The 19780-nt window shown below is 60.9% G+C and carries 21 protein-coding genes; 19 read left to right on the top strand and 2 right to left on the bottom strand.

Features of this window, described 5'->3' with window-relative positions:
- The first annotated feature begins 184 nt into the window (after positions 1 to 184).
- The 4 genes from P3T25_RS15975 to P3T25_RS15960 are packed head-to-tail and all read left to right on the top strand — an operon-like array spanning position 185 to position 3310.
- Positions 185 to 1219: an RluA family pseudouridine synthase gene (locus P3T25_RS15975; RefSeq protein WP_171925412.1), complete on the top strand. Its 1035-nt coding sequence runs from the start codon at positions 185 to 187 to the stop codon at positions 1217 to 1219.
- Positions 1212 to 1871 (top strand): HAD-IIIA family hydrolase, encoded by a 660-nt coding sequence (locus P3T25_RS15970; protein ID WP_154560640.1) that lies wholly within the window; start codon positions 1212 to 1214, stop codon positions 1869 to 1871. The genes P3T25_RS15975 and P3T25_RS15970 overlap by 8 nt, the downstream gene beginning before the upstream one ends.
- A gap of 8 nt (positions 1872 to 1879) precedes the next feature.
- Positions 1880 to 2272 (top strand): Rieske (2Fe-2S) protein, encoded by a 393-nt coding sequence (locus P3T25_RS15965; RefSeq protein WP_154560670.1) that lies wholly within the window; start codon positions 1880 to 1882, stop codon positions 2270 to 2272.
- A 33-nt stretch (positions 2273 to 2305) separates the two neighbouring features.
- Entirely contained in the window at positions 2306 to 3310 is a 1005-nt protein-coding gene (locus tag P3T25_RS15960; RefSeq protein WP_154560641.1) for a S49 family peptidase, read from the top strand.
- A gap of 117 nt (positions 3311 to 3427) precedes the next feature.
- On the opposite strand, the gene P3T25_RS15955 is transcribed toward P3T25_RS15960, so the two are convergent.
- Together P3T25_RS15955 and P3T25_RS15950 are read right to left on the bottom strand one after the other, a co-directional pair.
- Positions 3428 to 4147: an SAM-dependent methyltransferase gene (locus tag P3T25_RS15955; protein ID WP_154560642.1), complete on the bottom strand. Its 720-nt coding sequence runs from the start codon at positions 4145 to 4147 to the stop codon at positions 3428 to 3430.
- Positions 4144 to 4761: a Maf-like protein gene (locus tag P3T25_RS15950; protein ID WP_154560643.1), complete on the bottom strand. Its 618-nt coding sequence runs from the start codon at positions 4759 to 4761 to the stop codon at positions 4144 to 4146. The genes P3T25_RS15955 and P3T25_RS15950 overlap by 4 nt, the downstream gene beginning before the upstream one ends.
- A gap of 256 nt (positions 4762 to 5017) precedes the next feature.
- On the opposite strand from P3T25_RS15950, the gene P3T25_RS15945 reads away from it, so the two are divergent.
- The 15 genes from P3T25_RS15945 to ltrA all read left to right on the top strand — a co-directional run bounded on the left by P3T25_RS15945 (position 5018) and on the right by ltrA (position 19718).
- On the top strand, positions 5018 to 5662 hold the full coding sequence (locus tag P3T25_RS15945) for a DUF177 domain-containing protein (protein WP_154560644.1): 645 nt from the start codon (positions 5018 to 5020) through the stop codon (positions 5660 to 5662).
- Positions 5663 to 5763: 101 nt separating this feature from the next.
- Positions 5764 to 5943, top strand: coding sequence for a 50S ribosomal protein L32 (gene rpmF / locus P3T25_RS15940; protein ID WP_006051932.1), 180 nt, complete (start codon positions 5764 to 5766; stop codon positions 5941 to 5943).
- Between the two features lie 172 nt (positions 5944 to 6115).
- Positions 6116 to 7222, top strand: a complete 1107-nt coding sequence (gene plsX / locus P3T25_RS15935; RefSeq protein ID WP_097390021.1) for a phosphate acyltransferase PlsX — start codon at positions 6116 to 6118, stop codon at positions 7220 to 7222.
- Complete coding sequence (locus P3T25_RS15930; RefSeq protein WP_154560645.1) at positions 7222 to 8211, top strand: beta-ketoacyl-ACP synthase III; 990 nt, start codon at positions 7222 to 7224, stop codon at positions 8209 to 8211. The genes plsX and P3T25_RS15930 overlap by 1 nt, the downstream gene beginning before the upstream one ends.
- Before the next feature lie 111 nt (positions 8212 to 8322).
- The gene (gene fabD / locus P3T25_RS15925) at positions 8323 to 9258 is read left to right on the top strand and encodes an ACP S-malonyltransferase (RefSeq protein WP_154560646.1); all 936 of its coding nucleotides are present in this window, start codon (positions 8323 to 8325) and stop codon (positions 9256 to 9258) included.
- A gap of 84 nt (positions 9259 to 9342) precedes the next feature.
- Positions 9343 to 10092 carry a 3-oxoacyl-ACP reductase FabG gene (gene fabG, locus P3T25_RS15920; RefSeq protein WP_154560647.1) on the top strand — a complete coding sequence of 250 codons (750 nt, stop codon included), beginning with the start codon at positions 9343 to 9345 and terminating at the stop codon, positions 10090 to 10092.
- Between the two features lie 151 nt (positions 10093 to 10243).
- Positions 10244 to 10483 (top strand): acyl carrier protein, encoded by a 240-nt coding sequence (acpP, locus tag P3T25_RS15915; RefSeq protein WP_004197638.1) that lies wholly within the window; start codon positions 10244 to 10246, stop codon positions 10481 to 10483.
- Between the two features lie 329 nt (positions 10484 to 10812).
- Positions 10813 to 12051: a beta-ketoacyl-ACP synthase II gene (fabF, locus tag P3T25_RS15910; protein WP_093640472.1), complete on the top strand. Its 1239-nt coding sequence runs from the start codon at positions 10813 to 10815 to the stop codon at positions 12049 to 12051.
- Positions 12052 to 12066: 15 nt separating this feature from the next.
- Complete coding sequence (locus tag P3T25_RS15905; RefSeq protein WP_429358357.1) at positions 12067 to 12552, top strand: hypothetical protein; 486 nt, start codon at positions 12067 to 12069, stop codon at positions 12550 to 12552.
- Positions 12553 to 12652: 100 nt separating this feature from the next.
- Positions 12653 to 13252 carry an RNA polymerase sigma factor RpoE gene (gene rpoE / locus P3T25_RS15900; RefSeq protein WP_006051939.1) on the top strand — a complete coding sequence of 200 codons (600 nt, stop codon included), beginning with the start codon at positions 12653 to 12655 and terminating at the stop codon, positions 13250 to 13252.
- 82 nt (positions 13253 to 13334) lie between these two features.
- The gene (locus tag P3T25_RS15895; protein ID WP_171925357.1) at positions 13335 to 13961 is read left to right on the top strand and encodes a sigma-E factor negative regulatory protein; all 627 of its coding nucleotides are present in this window, start codon (positions 13335 to 13337) and stop codon (positions 13959 to 13961) included.
- A gap of 4 nt (positions 13962 to 13965) precedes the next feature.
- On the top strand, positions 13966 to 15009 hold the full coding sequence (locus tag P3T25_RS15890; protein WP_154560649.1) for a MucB/RseB C-terminal domain-containing protein: 1044 nt from the start codon (positions 13966 to 13968) through the stop codon (positions 15007 to 15009).
- Positions 15010 to 15046: 37 nt separating this feature from the next.
- Positions 15047 to 16561: a DegQ family serine endoprotease gene (locus tag P3T25_RS15885; protein WP_154560650.1), complete on the top strand. Its 1515-nt coding sequence runs from the start codon at positions 15047 to 15049 to the stop codon at positions 16559 to 16561.
- Positions 16558 to 16833 carry a glutaredoxin family protein gene (locus tag P3T25_RS15880; RefSeq protein ID WP_154560651.1) on the top strand — a complete coding sequence of 92 codons (276 nt, stop codon included), beginning with the start codon at positions 16558 to 16560 and terminating at the stop codon, positions 16831 to 16833. The genes P3T25_RS15885 and P3T25_RS15880 overlap by 4 nt, the downstream gene beginning before the upstream one ends.
- Positions 16834 to 18011: 1178 nt before the next feature.
- Positions 18012 to 19718, top strand: coding sequence for a group II intron reverse transcriptase/maturase (ltrA, locus tag P3T25_RS15875; protein ID WP_429358356.1), 1707 nt, complete (start codon positions 18012 to 18014; stop codon positions 19716 to 19718).
- The last annotated feature ends 62 nt before the right edge of the window (positions 19719 to 19780 follow it).

Below are 19780 nucleotides of genomic sequence, written 5' to 3'. Positions count from 1 at the left end.
CTGTGGGCGCCGTCCCTGCCGGGCACTGACTTCGTGCGTGCAACATGTTGCATCTCATTTTCAGGGTGAGCAACCAGACCCCGGCGCAAGTAAAATAACGGTTTATCGCTTGCGCCTGCGCAATCCGCCCGAATTCCGGACACTGCGCCGGCCGCCGCAGACTGCTGGGCAAATTATATTCATAATGAAAGAGTTAGGCAAAATATCCCAGAAATCGGTCGCAAGCGACCAGGTCTCGATGATCGAGATCGACGACAGTGCGGCCGGACAGCGCATTGATAACTTCCTTTTGCGCGTCTGTAAGGGCGTGCCAAAAAGCCATATTTACCGCATCCTGCGTAGCGGCGAGGTGCGTGTGAATAAGGGTCGGATAGACGCGCAGTACCGCCTCGAACTGGGCGATCTGGTGCGCGTGCCGCCCATCCGCGTCGCTCAACCGAACGAGGCGATCGCCCAGGCGCCGGTGCCGAGCGCCGATTTCAAAATTATTTTTGAAGACGAGCATATGCTCGTGATCGACAAACCGGCCGGTGTGGCGGTTCACGGTGGGAGCGGCGTCGCGTTCGGCGTGATCGAACAGATGCGCGAAGCCCGGCCCCAGGCGAAATTCCTCGAATTGGTGCATCGGCTGGACCGTGAAACGTCCGGCATCCTGATGCTCGCCAAAAAGCGCTCCGCGCTCGTCAATCTGCACGAGCAGATTCGCGAGAACAAGATGGATAAGCGCTACTATGCGTGCGTCCACGGCGAATGGGCGAGTGACTGGGGCCGCCGCCGCGCGGTCAAGGAGCCGCTGCATAAGTATTTGACTGCGGACGGCGAGAGGCGCGTGCGCGTCCAGGCCGACGGCCTCGCGTCGCACACGGTTTTCAATCTGATTGACCGCTGGCCGGAGTACGCGCTGCTCGAGGCGGAACTGAAGACCGGCCGCACGCATCAGATTCGCGTCCATTTGCAGCATCTGGAACTGCCGATCGTCGGCGATGCCAAATACGGCGACTTCGCGCTGAACAAGGCGCTGGCCCGCGCCAATGCGAAGCCTGGCCTGAAACGCATGTTCCTGCACGCATACCGCCTTAAGCTGACGCATCCGGCAACCGGCGCGCCCGTGCAGTTCGAGGCGCCGCTGCCGGCCGAATGCCGCAGTTTCGTGGCGCAGCTCAATGAATTACGTGAATTACGAAATGGGTCAAACCCGGAGACGACACCGCATGGCTAGAGAGCAATTTGATCTGATCGTCTTCGACTGGGACGGAACGCTGATGGATTCGACCGCGCACATCACGCGCAGCATCCAGTCGGCATGCCGCGATCTCGGTCTGCCGGTTCCCGCCGATGAGGCCGCCAGCTACGTGATCGGCCTCGGCCTGCGCGACGCGCTGCAAATCGCCGCGCCTACGCTCGCTCCGTCCGACTACCCGCGTCTGGCGGAGCGCTATCGCTTCCACTATTTAGTGAAGGACCAGACCACCGAGCTGTTCGTCGGCGTGCGCGAGATGCTGCAGGAATTGCGCGATCAGGGTTATCTGCTGGCGGTGGCGACCGGCAAGAGCCGCGTCGGGCTGAACCGCGCGCTCGACCAGTCGCGTCTGACGAGCCTGTTCGACGGCACCCGTTGTGCGGACGAAACCTTCTCGAAGCCGCATCCCGCGATGCTGCACGAGCTTACGCGTGAACTGGGGCAGGATCCGGCGCGCACGGTGATGGTGGGGGATACGACGCACGATCTGCAAATGGCGATCAATGCGGGCGTCGCGGGCATTGGTGTCACATACGGCGCGCATCCTGCCGGCTCGTTGACGGCTTTGTCGCCGAAATTCGTCGCCTCCAGCGTGACCGACCTGTCCGGCTGGCTGCGAGAGAACGCGTGAGTACGGGTATGACCGAGACGGCGACGGAAGCGGTTCGCATTTGCGCGTCCGAAGAACTGGTCGATGGCGGCGCCGGCGTGCGGCGCGCGGCCAGGCTCGGCGGTGGCGACGTCGTGATATTTTTTGTTCGCTATGATGGCCGTGCATACGGCTATTTGAATCGCTGCGCGCACGTGCCGATGGAACTCGACTGGGCCGAAGGGCAGTTCTTCGAATCGTCCGGTTTATACTTGATGTGCGCCACACATGGCGCGATTTACGCGCCAGATACGGGCAAATGCGTCGGCGGCCCGTGCCGAGGCGGCCGGTTGCGTCCCGTCCAGGTTGACGAGCGGGACACACCTGAAGGCCGTGCCGTGTTCTGGCTGCCGGACGGTGAACTGCGTCCGGCCACGCCCTGATTTTTCTCCTCTTCGACCTTTCCACTGCACCGCATGTCCGACAATTTGACTCCCGAACCGAAGGAACCGTCCCTGACAGGCCGTCCCCGCACGCCTGCCGATGAGCCGGGGTGGGAGCGCGCCGCGCTCGAGCGCATCGCGCTTGCGGCAATCACCGAGCAGCGCGCGGCACGCCGCTGGAAGATTTTCTTCCGATTTGTGTTCCTGATCGTCCTGCTGCTGGCGGTATGGGGCGCGTTCGAATTCTCGGGCGACAAGGTGACGGCCACAGGCCGGCATACGGCCATGATCACGCTTGACGGCGAAATCTCTGCTGATACGAACGCGAACGCGGAAGATGTCAACACTGCGCTTGAAAGTGCGTTCGGCGACGCCGGTACGGCAGGCGTGATCCTGCGCTGTAACAGCCCGGGCGGCAGCCCGGTGCAGGCCGGCATTATCTACAACGAGATCCGCCGGCTACGCGCCAAGTATCCGTCGATCCCGTTGTATGTCGTGGTCGGCGACATGTGCGCGTCGGGTGGCTATTACGCGGCCGCGGCGGCGGACAAGATTTACGTGGACAAGGCGAGCATCGTTGGTTCGATTGGCGTGCTGATGGATAGCTTCGGCTTCACGGGCTTGATGGATAAGCTGGGGATCCAGCGCCGCCTGCACACTTCGGGTGAGAACAAGGGCTTTTTCGACCCGTTCTCGCCGGAAACCCCGAAGATGGACGAACATGCGCAGGACATGCTTGATCAGATCCACGCGCAGTTCATCGACGCCGTGCGTGAAGGTCGCGGCAAGCGCCTGCACGAAACGCCGGACATGTTCTCGGGCCTTTTCTGGACGGGGCAGAAGAGCGTCGAACTGGGGCTTGCAGATGGTTTCGGCGACGCGGACTACGTCGCGCGCGACCTTTTCAAGGCGCCGGATATCGTCGACTACACGGTCAAGGAGAGCATTACGGACCGCGTAGCGCGCAAGTTCGGTGCGGCAGTCGGCAGTGGCGCCGTTCATGCGATGGCGCTTGGCGGGAAGATGAATTTGCGGTGATCTAATGCGGAAAAAGCCCCGTGCGGTTGAGTGTCGACCGCGCGGGGCTTTTTTGTTTTTGCCGCTAGTTAAACCGCGACCGATCGGCAAGCTGATCTGCTTGAGCCGCAGCAGCGGTCAGACGGCGAGGATCAGGAAAATTGCCGGCCGCTTGTGGAGATCGAGAGCCGGTTTCTTTTTCCAGTCGGCCACAGTGCGGCTGGCGATGGTTTCCGTTTCCAGCGTCAGATCGACGGCGACGCAGACCAACGTGGACGGCGCGCACGTCGCCAGCAACGTGTCGAGCAGTGGCTTATTCCGATAGGGCGTCTCGATAAAGATCTGCGTTTGTTTGGCTTTGCGCGACTGCTGTTCCAGGTCGCGCAGGCGCTTGGCCCGTTCGGTGGCGTCGACCGGCAGATAGCCGTGGAACGCAAAACTCTGGCCATTCAGACCGGAAGCCATCAACGCCAGCAGAATCGAACTCGGTCCGACAAACGGCACGACCTTCACGCCGCGCTCATGCGCACGGCGCACCAGCAGGGCGCCCGGATCGGCGACCGCCGGACAGCCGGCTTCGGACACGAGACCCGCATCCGTCCCCGCAAGCAAAGGCGCGAGCAGTTTGTCGATCTCGCCGGCCGGCGTGTTGACGTTCAGTTCGCGAATCTCGATTTCCTGGATCGGCTTTTCGGTGCCGACTTTTTTCAGGAAGGCGCGAGTGGTTTTCGCGTTTTCGCCGATGTAATAGCTGAGCGACGCCGCGCGGGCGCGCACCGGCGCGGGCAGGACGGCGTCGAGCGCGTCGGCATCGCCTTCGCCTAGTGTGTTCGGGATCAGATATAAGGTGCCGCTCATTGCGCCCCCAGGAGTGGATAGCCCACTGCGAGCAGCATGCGCGACAGTGCGATCAGCGGCAGTCCGACCAGTGCGGTCGGGTCGTCCGAGTGAATTGCTTCGAGCACGGCGATGCCGAGGCCCTCGGATTTGGCGCTGCCCGCCACGTCGTAGGGCGTTTCGGCACGCAGATAGGCGTCCAGCGCGGCGTCCGGCAGGTCGCGGAATTGCACGCGAGTGATGACGTCGACAGCTTGTGCCGCCCCCGAACGGCTGTCGAACAGGCACAGCGCACTATGAAACAGCACTTCGCGGCCGCGCATTGCCTGCAGTTGGGCGAGTGCCTTGTCGTGCGTGCCGGGCTTGCCGATCTGCAGGCCGTCGTAGGTGGCGACCTGATCCGAGCCGATGACGAGTGCGGCTTCACCGGCGCCGAGGTTGTTTGCCACCGCACGGGCTTTTGCCTCGGCGAGGCGCAGGGCCGTCACTTCGGGCGTTTCGCCGGTGAGCGGCGTTTCGTCGATCGCCGGCACGACGACTTCGAACGGAATCCGCAGGCGCTCAAGCAGCTCGCGGCGATAGGGTGAACTCGACGCCAGGATCAGGCGTGGCGGGCGATTGAGGGAATCTGGCATGTGCAACCAACGGCTAGAGAGGCGGGTCGTACGGGGTTGTGCGGGTAGCGCACGTGTACGGGCTTAAGTGTTTGACTCGAAAAGACAAAACGGATATGATTTCCGGCTTTTCATCGGTATGCTATTGCACAGGCGGGCCGCTGCTTAGGTAACGCGCTTGGGCATACTGAGCAACGCCGGGCAGCGCATGAGTTCCGCGGACTGCTTTGCAAACCGATTTACCCCCGGCGAAATCCTTGCCGACGCAGGAGCGCACATGACTCAACATCCTGGCAACCCTGCTGGTCTGTCCGACCCGCACGATATCGATCTGTTCGAATTTGCGCGGAGTGGGCGTCAGGCCGCGGGTGTCGTGCGCGTCTCGCAACTGCCGCGCATGTTAAACGAAGTCCCGGTTGAAGCGCCAGACCGCGATACCGCGTTCACCTGGCAAGCCGAAGGGGCGACGCAGCCGGAATTGCAGGACGACGGCACCGAGGGTCCGCAGCCTTATCTGAGGCTGGCGATTCACGGTGCTGCATGGCTCGAATGTCAGCGGTGCATGACACCGTATCTGCAGGCGTTCAATGTCGATGCAACTTACCGGATCGTCAGCACTGAGGCGGAAGCCGAAGAGTTTCCGCTCGATGAGGATGAAGTCGAAGTGATCGTGGGCTCGCGCCAGTTCGATCTCATCGACTTGATCGAAGAAGAGTTGCTGCTTTCCTTGCCGCTCGTGCCCAAGCACGAGGTGTGTCCCGAAGTGCACGAGAGCCTCGTCTCTGGTGTGGCTGGAGCAGAAGGCGAGGGCGACGAGGCTGCGCCGGACGAAGCTGGTGAGGGCGGTGAGCCCGAACGGCCTAATCCGTTTGCGGCGCTCGAAAGTCTCAAGCGCGGTGAGCCGGGCGACAAGAAGCACTGAACAGTTGCATGGGAGCGCGAAGCGGGCGCATTGGCCATTCGGTCAATGGCGGACACCGGGTCGGGCTGTGTTAGAATTCGGAAAATTTTTAGGAGTTAGTCATGGCAGTTCAACAAAATAAGAAGTCGCCGTCGAAGCGCGGCATGCACCGTTCGCACGATTTCCTGACGGCAGCGCCGCTGGCCGTGGAACCGAGCACGGGCGAAGTGCATCTGCGTCACCACGTTAGCCCGAACGGCTACTATCGCGGCAAGAAAGTCGTCAAGACGAAGAACGACTAATCGTTTCACTGCGTTGCGCCCCTTGGCGTTTCGCGTGGCGATCGGCTCGCTTGACATTTTCCCGGCTCGGCAAAAAGGCGGCATTCATCTGCCGCTTTTTTGTGTCGATCGCAGTTGGCGCTGTAGCGCTTACTGTGGTCCCATGCAGGGCGCCTGAAATTCGTCGCACTCCATGACAGTAAAGCTCACGATAGATTGCATGGGAGGCGACCACGGCCCGTCCGTGACCGTTCCCGCAGCCGTCAACTTCGTTCGTTCGCATCCCGATGCTGAGCTGCTGCTCGTCGGCATTGAAAGTGCGATTCGTGCGCAGCTAAAGAAGTTGAAGGCTCAAGACCTGCCGGCGCTGACCGTCGTACCTGCTTCCGAAATCGTCGCCATGGACGATCCGGTCGAAGTCGCGCTGCGCAAGAAAAAAGACTCATCCATGCGCGTAGCGCTCAATCGCGTCAAGGAAGGCGAGGCGCAAGCCTGCATTTCCGCCGGCAATACCGGCGCGCTGATGGCGGTCTCGCGCTATGTGCTGAAAACGCTGTCGGGCATCGAGCGCCCGGCCATTGCGTCAGCACTGCCCAATCCCAATGGCTACACGATGATGCTCGACCTGGGCGCCAACGTCGATTGCGAGCCGCAGCATCTGCTGCAGTTCGCGGAGATGGGGCACGCGCTCGTGTCCGCGCTCGAAGGCAAGGAGCGGCCCACCATCGGCCTGCTCAACATCGGCGAAGAAGTCATCAAGGGCAACGACACCATCAAACGTGCCGGCGAACTGCTGCGCGCGAGTACACTTAACTTTCACGGTAACGTTGAAGGCAACGACATCTTCAAGGGCACGGTCGACGTGATCGTCTGCGACGGTTTTGTCGGCAATGTCGCGCTGAAGACGTCGGAAGGCCTCGCGCAGATGCTCTCCAACATCATCAAGGAAGAGTTCGGCCGCTCGTGGCTCACCAAGGTGATGGCGGTGCTCGCCTTGCCGGTATTGATGCGTTTCAAGAAACGCGTCGATCATCGGCAATACAACGGCGCCGCGTTGCTGGGCCTGCGTGGGCTGGTGATCAAAAGCCACGGTTCGGCGGATGCCTACGCGTTTGAGTGGGCTATCAAACGCGGGTATGATGCCGTCAAAAACGGCGTGCTGGAACGCCTTGCGCGAGCAATGGAAGAGAATGCAGGTTCTCTCGAACAGGCAGCGCGCGATGCAAGCGGTGCGGGTCACGCAAGCCCGATCGCAGGCCAGCCAGCCGAGCCCTACGCTGCGCAATCCTCGAAGGCATAATGGCTCAATCGACAATTTATTCCCGCGTGCTGGGCACCGGCAGCTACCTGCCGCCCGGGCGCGTCACCAATCAGGATCTGGCCGAACGTCTCGCCAAGCAAGGTGTCGAGACGAGCGACGAGTGGATCGTTGCCCGCACGGGCATCCATGCACGCCACTTCGCCGAACCCGATGTCACCACCAGCGATCTGGCGCTCTTCGCCTCGCAGCGCGCGATCGAAGCGGCCGATATCGATCCGCAATCCATCGATCTGATCATCGTTGCAACCTCCACGCCTGACTTCGTGTTTCCGAGTACGGCGTGCCTGTTGCAGAACAAGCTCGGCATCAAGAACCACGGCGCGGCATTCGACGTGCAGGCCGTTTGTTCCGGCTTTGCTTACGCGGTGGCAATGGCGGATAGCCTGATTCGCGGCGGCCAGCATCGCACGGCGCTCGTAATCGGCGCGGAAACCTTCTCGCGCATTCTCGATTTCAAGGATCGCACCACCTGCGTGCTGTTCGGTGACGGCGCCGGCGCGGTGATCCTGCAGGCGTCCGAAGAACCGGGCGTGCTGGCGAGCGCTTTGCATGCCGACGGCAGCCATTCGAACATTCTCTGCACGCCGGGCAATGTGAACGGCGGCGTGATCGAGGGCAGCGCGTTCCTGCATATGGACGGCCAGGCTGTGTTCAAGCTCGCGGTCAATGTGCTCGAAAAGGTTGCAGTCGAGGCACTCGCAAAAGCGAATCTGTCGGCCGAGCAGATCGACTGGCTGATTCCGCATCAGGCCAATATCCGCATCATGCAAAGCACCTGCCGCAAGCTTGGCTTGCCGCAGGAACGCATGGTCGTCACGGTGGGCGAGCACGGCAATACGTCGGCTGCGTCCATTCCGCTCGCATTCGACGTCGCGGTGCGCGACGGCCGCATCAAGCGCGGCCAGAACGTGCTGATCGAAGGCGTTGGCGGCGGCTTCACCTGGGGCGCGTCGGTTATCCGCTACTGATAGCGGCGACGTTATGGCGAGCGCTCCTTGCGGCGCTCGGCTACGCTTGAGCGCGCTTGCCATCAACCGGGCGCGCCACCCACATCTGACAACACCGATTTTGGGGACGATATGAAATTTGCGTTCGTTTTTCCTGGGCAAGGTTCGCAGTCGGTCGGCATGCTCAACGCATTCGCTGATCACGCGGTCGTGCGTGAGACGGTTCAGGAAGCGTCCGACGCGCTCAATCAGGACCTCGGCAAGCTGATCGCCGAAGGCCCCGCCGAAGATCTGAACCTCACCACCAATACCCAGCCGGTCATGCTGACCGCCGCGTACGCGATTTATCGCGCGTGGCAGCAGGCGGGCGGCCCGAAGCCGGCTATCGTCGCCGGCCATAGCCTCGGCGAATACACCGCGCTGGTCGCGGCGGGCGCGATCGCGTTTCGCGATGCTGTGCCGCTCGTGCGGTTTCGCGCGCAGGCTATGCAAACGGCCGTGCCGGTCGGCGTTGGCGGCATGGCCGCGATTCTCGGCCTCGATGACGACACAGTCCGCGCGGTTTGCACCGAAGCGTCGGTCGCGGGTGTCGTCGAAGCAGTGAATTTCAACGCGCCGGCGCAAGTCGTGATCGCCGGTCACAAGGCCGCTGTCGAAAAGGCCTGCGAAGTCGCGAAGGCGAAGGGCGCAAAGCGCGCGTTGCCGCTGCCGGTGTCTGCGCCGTTCCACTCGTCGCTGCTCAAGCCCGCGTCGGATCAATTGCGCGAGTATCTGGCCAGCGTCGACGTGCAGGTGCCGTCGATTCCGGTGATCAACAATGTCGACGTCGCCGTAGTCAACGAGCCGGCAAAGATCAAGGACGCACTGGTGCGTCAGGCAGCAGGCCCGGTGCGTTGGGTCGAAAGCGTGCAGGCAATGGCGGCGCAAGGCGTCACGCATGTGATCGAATGCGGCCCCGGCAAGGTCCTCGCGGGCTTGACGAAGCGTATCGACGGCAATCTGGTCGGCGCCTCGGTGTTCGACCCGGCTTCGCTCGAAGAAACGCTCAAGCTGGTGACGGCAGGCTGAACGCCGCTTCATAGGGCGCAAGCAAGGCGCCAGGCTCGACATCAAGAATCAATCAGCCCTCCGAAAGGGCATCCGGACTGACAGATGGAAAAGACTCTCGACAAGCAGATCGCAATCGTGACGGGCGCGTCGCGCGGCATTGGCCGTGCAATCGCGATGGAACTGGCGCGCCAGGGCGCGACAGTGATCGGCACGGCAACCAGCGAAAGCGGCGCGGCAGCGATCAGCGAAGCCTTTAACGCGGCTGGCTTGAGCGGCCGCGGCGCGGTGCTCAACGTGAACGACGCCGCCGCAGCCGAAGCGCTGATCGACGGCACCGTGAAGGAATTCGGCGCGCTGCACGTGCTGGTGAACAACGCCGGCATCACGCAGGATCAGCTCGCCATGCGCATGAAGGACGACGACTGGGATGCGGTGATCGACACCAATCTCAAGTCGGTCTTCCGCCTGTCGCGCGCAGTGCTGCGTCCGATGATGAAGGCCAAGGGCGGCCGCATCATCAACATCACGTCGGTGGTCGGCTCGGCAGGCAACCCCGGGCAGGTCAACTATGCAGCCGCGAAAGCGGGCGTAGCAGGCATGACGCGCGCACTGGCACGCGAGATCGGCAGCCGCGGCATCACGGTGAATTGCGTCGCGCCGGGCTTCATTGACACCGACATGACCAAGACCCTGCCGGAAGAGCAGCAAACCGCGCTGAAGACGCAGATTCCGCTCGGCCGCCTTGGCAGCCCGGACGATATCGCGCATGCCGTGGCGTTCCTCGCGTCGCCGCAAGCGGGCTATATCACCGGCACGACATTGCATGTGAACGGCGGAATGTACATGTCGTAACCAAATTCGGTTACTATCCGCGCCTTGATGCGTTTGCAAAAGCGTAAGGCGCATGCCTTGACAGGAACCCGATGCGCCGCTTTTTTGCCGGGTCAAACCTGATAAAATGCGCGCACCTGTATTTTTGAACTTCTTTTCCCTTGGAGGGGTAATGGACAATATCGAACAGCGCGTCAAGAAGATCGTCGCAGAACAACTGGGCGTTGCAGAAGCTGAGATCAAGAACGAAGCTTCGTTCGTGAACGACCTCGGTGCCGACTCGCTCGACACCGTTGAACTCGTGATGGCCCTCGAAGACGAATTCGGCATGGAAATTCCGGATGAAGAAGCCGAGAAGATCACTACCGTTCAGCAAGCGATCGACTACGCTCGCGCGAACGTCAAGGCCTAAAGTCATCCGCGCCTGCGTTCCTGCGTTGGCGGCGTATGACGCCCTGCCGTGTCGGTTTCCGACGCCAGCAGGGCTGGCGCTTTTTGCCGTGCAGGAGGCAGCGATGTTGACAGCGCAACTTTTCGCGCGATTGCCGACTTTCAAGAAAACGCCGGGCCGCCCTGCGTTTTCCGCCCCGAAGGAAGTCCCCTTGGGGGATTGCCCCCCTCGGGGGCACCTGGTGCGAAGCGCCAGGGGTAGGGGCGGCTAACAGCCACAGGGCACACAGGGCAGGTTCCTGTGGCCGCTGTGGCTTTTGTGCTTTTGTCATCTATGAAAAAGGGGTTACCGTGAGCCGCCGTCGTGTTGTTGTTACAGGCCTGGGGCTGATTTCGCCTGTTGGCAATAATGTTGCCGACGGCTGGGCCAATCTGGTCGCCGGCAAGTCGGGTATTGCCAATATCACGAAGTTCGATGCGTCGAACTTTTCGACTCGTTTCGCCGGCGAGGTGAAGGGCTTCAATATCGAGGACTACATCCCCGGTAAGGAAGCGCGCCACATGGATACGTTCATCCATTACGGCGTCGCGGCCGGCATCCAGGCGATGCAGGACAGCGGCCTCGAAGTCACCGACGAGAATTCGGAGCGCATCGGCGTGGTGGTCGGTTCGGGCATCGGCGGCCTGCCGATGATCGAAGCGACGCAAACCGAGCTGCTCAATCGCGGCCCGCGCCGTATTTCGCCGTTCTTTGTGCCGGCATCGATCATCAACATGATCTCCGGCCACCTGTCGATCAAGTTCGGCATCAAGGGTCCGAATCTCGCCATCGTTACCGCGTGTACGACGGGTCTGCACTGTATCGGCGAGGCTTCGCGCCTGATCGAATACGGCGACGCCGACGTGATGATCGCAGGCGGTGCCGAATCGACAGTGTCGCCGCTCGGCGTCGGCGGTTTTGCGGCGGCGCGGGCGCTGTCGCAGCGCAACGACGATCCGGCAACGGCGAGCCGTCCGTGGGACAAGGATCGCGACGGTTTCGTGCTGGGCGAAGGCGCTGGCGTGATGGTGCTCGAAGAGTACGAACACGCGAAGGCGCGCGGCGCGAAGATTTACGCCGAAATCAGCGGCTACGGGATGAGCGGCGACGCCTATCACATGACCGCTCCGCTGGAAGATGGTGACGGTGCGCGCCGCTGCATGCTGGCCGCCTTGAAGAACGCGGGCATCAATTCGGATCAGGTGAATTACCTGAACGCGCACGGCACGTCCACGCCGCTGGGCGACCTGGCTGAAACCACCGGCATCAAACGCGCTTTCGGCGACCACGCAAAAGACATGGTCGTGAATTCGACCAAGTCGATGACCGGTCACCTGTTGGGCGGCGCCGGCGGTCTGGAATCCGTGTTCACCGTGCTTGCCGTGCATCATCAGGTGTCGCCGCCGACGATCAACATCTTCAATCAGGATCCGGCCTGCGATCTCGATTACTGCGCCAACACTGCGCGGGAGATGAAGATCGACGTTGCGCTGAAGAACTCGTTCGGGTTCGGCGGCACAAACGGCACGCTGGTCTTCAAGCGCGCCTGATCGCCCGATCGTTTGGTGACACACCAGTCGAAAACGCCGGCTTGCCCGGCGGTTTCCCTCGAATCGGCAACGCCCGACGGAGCGCCGCAGCGGATTACGTTGCGGCGCTCCGTTGCCATGTGCGCCGCTTTGGGGGTGTTCGTCCTGATGGCGACTGGCGCTGTCTATACCTGCTTCGCGTCGCATCTGGGCGCCTGGCAGGCGGTTCCCTTGACGCGTGCCGTGTGGACGCTGCTGACGCTCTGTGCGGTAAAACATGAGCATGCGCAGCCGGTCGCGCTGAAAATCGGCCCGGACGGATTGTCCGCCTGGAACCGGGCCGGCAATTTGCTGGCGCAAGGCCGCATTGCCGGCTGTGCGCAATGGAGCGGTCGCCTGCTCGTTTTGGCGCTGGCGCCGGATCATGGACGCTCCCGCACGCTGCTTCTTGCTGCTGACGCGCTTCCTGCGTCCGTTTTCCGGGAGCTGGCCGTGCTGGGCCGGCGTGGCGCCGGTGCGTGACTGTAACGACTGTAACCGTGTTACCGGAGTAACGTGCCGCGATGATGGGGACGCTACAATGGTCCCCCGCCATGCGCCCTATAGTTAACGGATTTATCAGGTGAGCGAAAAAGAAATTGATCAGGTGCTGGTCGAGCGCGTCCAGAAGGGCGACAAGGCCGCGTTCGAGCTTCTGGTCTCCAAATACCACCGCAAGATTCTCCGGCTGATCTCCCGTCTCGTGCGGGACCCGGCCGAAGTGGAAGACGTCGCTCAGGACGCCTTTATCAAGGCGTACCGGGCGTTGCCGCAATTTCGCGGCGAATCGGCCTTTTATACGTGGTTGTACCGGATTGCGGTCAATACGGCAAAGAACTACCTTGCGACCCAAGGGCGGCGCGCACCGACTTCGACCGAAGCAGATGCTGAAGAAGCTGAAACTTTCTCGGACGCCGACCAACTAAGGGATATCAACACGCCTGAGTCGATGTTGATGAGCAAGCAGATCGCTGAGACGGTCAATGCTGCGATGGCGGTTTTACCGGAAGAGTTGCGTACCGCCATTACTCTTCGTGAAATTGAAGGTTTGAGTTACGAGGAAATCGCTGAGATGATGGGTTGCCCAATTGGCACAGTCAGATCACGAATTTTCCGCGCTCGCGAAGCCATTGCGGCAAAATTGCGTCCGTTGCTTGACACACCTGAAGGCAAGCGCTGGTAAACACCAGCCCGCCGGACGGGGCGCGGGTGCAATATCTGGATTAGTGGTGTCACTACGGGGTATTTGTAAGATGGGGAGCATCATGGGGTCGGTCTCGATGCAATCGCAAGCCAGCTCGCGCGGCGAGCGTCTGTCCGCTTTTGTCGACGGTGAGCTGTTCGGCGAAGAGCATCTGAACACGTTTGTTTCCGAACTGGACGGCGAAGATCGTGCCGCCTGGTCGTGCTATCACCTGATCGGCGACGCTCTGCGTTCCGACGATCTGGCGGTCAGCCCGGCGGCGAGCAGCGCGTTCCTGAACGGTTTTGCGGCGCGTTTCGACAATGAGCCGCACGTGCTCGCGCCTGCCGCAATGCCGGTCGCGCGCCGTTTGCTGGCGCTGCGCCGCCGCGTTGTGCCGGCCTTTGCTGTCGCCGCCGCCGCTGCCACGCTGACGTGGATCGTCGTGCCGCAACTGCAAGGCGTGCCGGGCGGCCCGGGTGTGGCGCAAGTCGCGTCGACCCAGTCGCATGGCGATTCGCTGCAACGGGTGGCCATGGCATCGGTGCCGGCCGCTACGCTCCAGCCGGTCGCGCAAGACGCCAACATCATTCGCGACGCCAGTCTCGACCAGTACCTGGAAGCTCACCAGCAATTCGCGCAACAACCGGTCATGCCGGGCTCGATGCCGCTGATTCGCGCTGCCGCCGTTTCTACGCAAGGCCAATAGTTTGATGCAGACTCCGCGGTTGAATAAAACGACTATCTGGGGGCGGCTGCCGGTATTTCTGTTCTGCGCAGCCGTATTGTTGTCCGCCACGCCGCAGGTCTTTGCGCAAACCGACGATCCACTCGTCGCCCGTCGCACGGCCGCGGAGCTGCTCGATCGAATCCATCAGGCCGCCCAGCAGCAGAACTACGAGGGCGCGTTCGTCTATCAGCGCGGTAATTTCGTTCAGACGTCGCGGATCGCGCACTACGCGACCCGTACTGACGGCGAATTCGAGCAACTCGAAAGTCTCGACGGCAAGCCGCGCAAAATGCTTCGCCACAACGAAGATCTCTACACGTTCGTGCCTGAGCGGCATCTGTGCGTGGTCGAGAAGCGCCAGAACAAAGATTCGTTTCCTGCGCTGCTCGCTGTAAGCGGCGAGCAGGTGCTGTCTGTGTACGAGCCGAAGCTGCTCGGCGACGACCGCGTCGCGGGTATCGACAGCCAGGTGATCGAGCTTGACCCGAAAGACGCGTATCGCTTTGCCTACAAGCTGTGGGCCGATAAGAAGACTGGCCTGCTGCTGCGTGCGCAGACGCTTGACCCGAATGGCCAGGTGCTTGAGCAGTTGTCGTTTTCGCAGATTCGCATCGGCGTGCCGGTCGACAAGACCGCTATCGTCAACGGCATTCGTAATACAACAGGTTGGACGGTAGTGCGTCCGCCGGTCGAGCCGGTCGATATGGCTGCGCAAGGCTGGCAGATCGCACCGACGGTACCGGGCTTCCGCAAGATTCGCGAGCTTCGCCGCCCCATGGCCGCGCGTGACGCGGGCCAGCCCACCATTCCGGTTGATCAGGCTGTATTCTCCGATGGCCTTGCGGCCATTTCGGTATTCGTCGAGCCGGTCGAGAACAATACCCGCAAGGAAGGCGCGGGCAGTAGCGGCGCCACGCACGTACTGGTCAAGCGGCGCGGCGACTTCTGGATTACTCTGCTTGGTGAAGTGCCCCAGACCACATTGCAGCAATTTGCGTCTGCCATAGAATATAAAGCTCCGAAGTAATCCTCCGAATCACTCGAATCCCTCGGCTTGCTACGATATGACGACTTTCTCGGTGCGCAAATTCCTCGCGGCCGCGGTGGTAGCGGCGTGTTTGCCGCTCGTGCCGCACACGGCATCGGCCGCTCCCGCAGCCAATCTGCCCGACTTCACTGACCTCGTCGACAAGGTCGGCCCGGCAGTCGTCAATATTCGCACGACCACGCGCGTGTCGAGCAGCGGTGCCCGTGGCGGGTTGCCGCCAGGCATGGACGACGGAGACATGTCGGAGTTTTTCCGGCGCTTCTTCGGCATTCCGTTGCCGCAGTCGCCGCAATCGCCTGGTTCGCCACGCGGTGGCGATAACGGTGGGAGCGGCAGTGGCGGCAACCAGGACTCGCCGGATAACAGCGATCCCGAACAGAACAGCGGCGTCGGCTCAGGCTTCATTCTGTCGGCGGACGGCTACGTGATGACCAACGCACACGTCGTGGACGACGCGGACACCATTTACGTCACCCTCACCGACAAACGCGAGTTCAAGGCCAAACTCATTGGCGTGGACGATCGGACCGATGTTGCCGTCGTGAAGATCAGTGCGGCCAACTTGCCGACCATCACGATTGGTGACTCGAACAAGGTGCGGGTGGGCGAGTGGGTGGTCGCGATCGGTTCGCCGTTCGGTCTCGAGAACACGGTGACGGCCGGTATCGTTAGCGCCAAGGGGCGCGATACGGGCGATTATCTGCCGTTCATCCAGACCGACGTGGCCGTCAATCCAGGTAATTCGGGCGGTCCGCTGATCAATATGCAGGGCGAAGTGATCGGTATCAATTCGCAGATTTACAGCCGTACCGGCGGCTTCATGGGCATCTCGTTCGCGATTCCGATCGACGAGGCCATGCGCGTGGCCGATCAGTTGAAGGCATCGGGCAAGGTCGTGCGCGGCCGGATCGCGGTGGCGATCGGTGAAGTGACGAAAGATGTTGCCGATTCGCTCGGTCTGCCGAAGGCGCAGGGCGCGCTGGTCAGCAGCGTCGAACCGGGTGGCCCGGCAGACAAAGCCGGCGTGCAGCCGGGTGACATCATCCTGAAGTTCAATGGCCATTCGGTGGACACGGCAACGGACTTGCCGCGTATGGTTGGCGATACGAAGCCGGGCACCAAGTCGACCATCACGATCTGGCGCAAGGGTCAGACGCGCGATCTGCCGGTCACGATTACCGAGATGCAGCCGGACAAGGCCACCAAGGCGGATGATAAAAAGCCGCCGGTGCCGAAGCAGCGCGCCACGAACGTGTTGGGTCTTGCCGTTAGCGATATCCCTGCCGACCAGATGAAGGCGCTGAAGCTGCACAACGGTGTGCAGATCGACGCGGTAGACGGACCGGCCGTGCGCGTTGGATTGCAAAAGGGCGACATCGTCCTGCGTGTGGGTGATACGGATATCACGAGCGCGAAGCAGTTCGACGAGCTGACCGCGCACCTCGACTCGCAGAAGATGGTTGCGTTGCTGGTCCGTCGCGGCGAGAACACGCAGTTCGTGCCGATTCGCCCGCGCAGCGCGCAGAAATGAAGTCAACGGCGCCGCTCACGCTCTACGGGCGCGCGTGGTGCCACTTATGCGACGACATGCGCGCCGCGCTGGAGCCGTTGCTGGCCGAATTCGCTGCGCATGTCGTCGTGATCGACGTCGACACGGATTCTTTGCTGGAAGCCCGTTATAACGAGCTGGTTCCGGTTCTGGTCTGTGACGGCGTCGAACTGTGTCACTATCACCTTGACGTGGCGCGGGTTCGTGCCGCGCTTGCTGCACGCGTTGCAGTGACCCATTCGGGATCCAGTTAAGGGTCCGAAACAGGCGCGAACGTGCGCTGTTCACACCCCGTTTCACGTCTCTCATGAGCCGTCTTTTCCGCCCGAGCCTTGCAAGATGCGCCGGGCGATAGCCTTTTCGGCTAAAATAGATAGGTTTTGTGCGACACGCACGCTCGTGTCCGTCCGCTCCACGCTACGGAGCATCGACTGAAGTACCTTGATGAGGGTTATAGGGGAAACTCACCATGCCCTCCGTAGGCGGTCACCTTGTGGGCCGCAATTTAAGCAGTAGATGTGTCCTCTTTTGGGCACACCTTTGTAATGAAATCGGAAGCCGGAGCGGTCAGCCGGGGACCTTATTGCATTGACCTGATTACCGTCAGGTCCTGCCCAGTCAGCGGCTTCATCTCCGCCGACAGGGCGGGATGTTGTTTGCAATTCCCAGACCTTTGGGTTTGGGTTTCGTTAGAAGACACGAGCGAAAGCTCGGTGTGTCATTGTTCGGCCTCATCGGCAGCATCGATGAGTGAGTGAACCTGCTGTACGACCAGCAGTAGCCTAGGAAGACATGCGTCACTGGCTAACGGTGGGGTGTGAAGCTCTTCTGACAATGTAGCCCCCGGAAGTTCGGGCGAGCGGGCGTCGTGAGACGACCGCTCGGCGATCCCAAGCAGCATGGGCTCAAGGAGCTAGGCTGGCTGAAACGGTCAATGTAAGTGAACTGCTGATAAACCTCGTTACTATTGAAGAGCCAAACGCTGCTGGGCTCTAACCAAAAGGTACGTGGCTGGATAACTCGCTGGAACTTCGAGTTACGTCGTCTTCAAGCCACCGGGGAAAAGGCGGGACCTACCTCAGTCGTGTGACACGCCGGGAACGTGGTAAGCCCGTATGGTTGCCTGCAACTTATCGCAGGCAGGCGGACCGTAAGGAATGCTGTTGACCATGCGGGTATGGGAGGACGGAAAAAGCGAATGGTGTTCTGTAATGGGATGCATAGGGGTTGCAACATCACCCCACGCGAAAGCGGGCAGACTTCCGTCTGGTCAACCGTCGCAGGACGGTCGGCTATCCTCTAGCGAACATAGTGATTGCTGCCGGCTTCTTAGTCGTCAGTGTTGTTCTTACCCCTTGCGGGAGCAAAACGCTCCCCGCAAGGGACGTGTTGCTCTTCGCGCGGGATTCACTTAATCAAGCGGGAGAGCAGCATGAGAGTATCTGTCCGAAAGGATGGATCTGCGCTTTCACACGCTCCGGGCAACTGGCACGCCGTAGATTGGCGTCGCGTTGAACGGAACGTGAGAGGGATGCAGATTCGAATTGCGAAGGCGACGCGGGAGGGTGACTGGCGCAGGGTGAAAGCTCTGCAACGGATGCTGACCCGCACGTTGTCCGCAAAGCTGTATGCGGTACGACGTGTTACGCAGAACCAGGGTGCGCGAACGGCTGGAGTCGATCGCGAACTGTGGGATTCGCCTGAAAGCCGATGGGATGCTGTCGGCAGGTTGAAGCGGCTAGGATATAAGCCTCTGCCCCTACGGAGAGTCTTCATCCCCAAGGCTAATGGGAAGGAACGCCCTCTGGGCATTCCGACTATGCGGGACAGGGCGATGCAAGCCTTGTATCTGCTGGCCTTGGAGCCAGTGGCAGAGTCAACGAGCGACCCGAACTCCTATGGATTCAGGCGCAATCGCTCGACAGCCGACGCCATGTCCCAGTTGTTCCAGTGCTTGCGGCGGCCGGATTCGGCGTCATGGGTGCTGGAAGCCGACATTAAGGGATGCTTCGATCACATCAGTCACGACTGGCTGGGTACCCATGTCCCAATGGACACAGGAATCCTTCGGAAATGGCTGAAATCCGGTCTGTTGTATCAGGGCCGGTACCAGGCGACGGAAGCCGGGACACCACAGGGGGGCATTATTTCCCCGACGTTGGCAAATATGGTGCTGAACGGGCTTGAACAGGACCTTATGGAGCACCTCGGTGCGAAATTTGGGATCGGTAAAGCCAAGAAGTTGAAAGTACATGTGGTGCGATACGCGGATGATTTTGTTATCACCGGTACCTCGCAAGAAGTGCTGGCGAGCGAAATCAGGCCTTGGGTGGAAGCATTTCTCGCACAACGAGGATTGCGGCTATCGGAGGAAAAGACACACATCGTTCACATCGACGACGGCTTCGATTTCTTGGGGTGGTCTTTCCGAAAGTACTCGGGAAAACTGCTCATTAAGCCAAGCAAGAAAAACGTGAAAACGTTTTATCGCAAGGTGGCGGAAACGATCAGCAGGAACAAGACGGTGAAGCAGGCGGATCTGATTCGCATGTTGAACCCGATGCTGCGGGGCTGGGCGCAATATCACCAACCCGCGGTTGCCAAGCAGGCCTACAGCCGCATGGATCACTTAGTGTTTCAGCGGCTGTGGCGGTGGGCGAAACGGCGACACGCAAACAAGAAATCTGACTGGATTAGGAAAAAGTATTTCCATCAAGTTGGAGATCGTGAATGGGTGTTTTCCACCCCCACGGTACGTAAAGATGGTAGTTTGGGGCTGCTGGAGCTATACCACGTAAGTGGCACAGCGATCAGGCGGCACAAGAAGGTGAGGGGGGACTTTCATCCTTTTGATCCTGATTGGGAGCAATATGGCGAACAACTGAGGCAGCAACGGATGGAGCAATCCAGAAGTTACCTAAGGCAGTGGTTCAAGCTGTACACGTCGCAAGGCGGAAATTGTGCGCACTGCGACCAAGCACTAGAGTTCGACTCGGGTTGGCATGACCATCATCTGATTTACAAGGTGCATGGTGGTACTGATGCTCTGTCGAACCGCGTGCTGCTTCACCCAAATTGCCACCGGCAGGTGCATGCTGGAGGTTTGAACGTAGCTAAGCCGGTTCCGTCAAAGCCATGACGGGGCTTATAAAGGGCAACCTTTAATGGTATGGCTCGAGCCGGATGCGGGGATAACTCGCA

The organism is Paraburkholderia sp. GAS32 (genome assembly GCF_050434225.1).
GTDB lineage: Bacteria > Pseudomonadota > Gammaproteobacteria > Burkholderiales > Burkholderiaceae > Paraburkholderia > Paraburkholderia madseniana.
The sequence above is the reverse complement of the archived record's forward strand: the minus strand, read 5'-3'. Positions and strand labels throughout refer to the sequence as shown.

Bases quoted from the DNA above. Each gene is read 5' to 3' on its own strand.
- P3T25_RS15975 (WP_171925412.1), top strand. From the start codon at position 185: ATGAAAGAGTTAGGCAAAATATCCCAGAAATCGGTCGCAAGCGACCAG.
- P3T25_RS15970 (WP_154560640.1), top strand. From the start codon at position 1,212: ATGGCTAGAGAGCAATTTGATCTGATCGTCTTCGACTGGGACGGAACG.
- P3T25_RS15965 (WP_154560670.1), top strand. From the start codon at position 1,880: ATGACCGAGACGGCGACGGAAGCGGTTCGCATTTGCGCGTCCGAAGAA.
- P3T25_RS15960 (WP_154560641.1), top strand. From the start codon at position 2,306: ATGTCCGACAATTTGACTCCCGAACCGAAGGAACCGTCCCTGACAGGC.
- P3T25_RS15955 (WP_154560642.1), bottom strand. From the start codon at position 4,147: ATGAGCGGCACCTTATATCTGATCCCGAACACACTAGGCGAAGGCGAT.
- P3T25_RS15950 (WP_154560643.1), bottom strand. From the start codon at position 4,761: ATGCCAGATTCCCTCAATCGCCCGCCACGCCTGATCCTGGCGTCGAGT.
- P3T25_RS15945 (WP_154560644.1), top strand. From the start codon at position 5,018: ATGACTCAACATCCTGGCAACCCTGCTGGTCTGTCCGACCCGCACGAT.
- rpmF (WP_006051932.1), top strand. From the start codon at position 5,764: ATGGCAGTTCAACAAAATAAGAAGTCGCCGTCGAAGCGCGGCATGCAC.
- plsX (WP_097390021.1), top strand. From the start codon at position 6,116: ATGACAGTAAAGCTCACGATAGATTGCATGGGAGGCGACCACGGCCCG.
- P3T25_RS15930 (WP_154560645.1), top strand. From the start codon at position 7,222: ATGGCTCAATCGACAATTTATTCCCGCGTGCTGGGCACCGGCAGCTAC.
- fabD (WP_154560646.1), top strand. From the start codon at position 8,323: ATGAAATTTGCGTTCGTTTTTCCTGGGCAAGGTTCGCAGTCGGTCGGC.
- fabG (WP_154560647.1), top strand. From the start codon at position 9,343: ATGGAAAAGACTCTCGACAAGCAGATCGCAATCGTGACGGGCGCGTCG.
- acpP (WP_004197638.1), top strand. From the start codon at position 10,244: ATGGACAATATCGAACAGCGCGTCAAGAAGATCGTCGCAGAACAACTG.
- P3T25_RS15895 (WP_171925357.1), top strand. From the start codon at position 13,335: ATGGGGTCGGTCTCGATGCAATCGCAAGCCAGCTCGCGCGGCGAGCGT.
- P3T25_RS15890 (WP_154560649.1), top strand. From the start codon at position 13,966: ATGCAGACTCCGCGGTTGAATAAAACGACTATCTGGGGGCGGCTGCCG.
- P3T25_RS15885 (WP_154560650.1), top strand. From the start codon at position 15,047: ATGACGACTTTCTCGGTGCGCAAATTCCTCGCGGCCGCGGTGGTAGCG.
- P3T25_RS15880 (WP_154560651.1), top strand. From the start codon at position 16,558: ATGAAGTCAACGGCGCCGCTCACGCTCTACGGGCGCGCGTGGTGCCAC.
- ltrA (WP_429358356.1), top strand. From the start codon at position 18,012: ATGAGAGTATCTGTCCGAAAGGATGGATCTGCGCTTTCACACGCTCCG.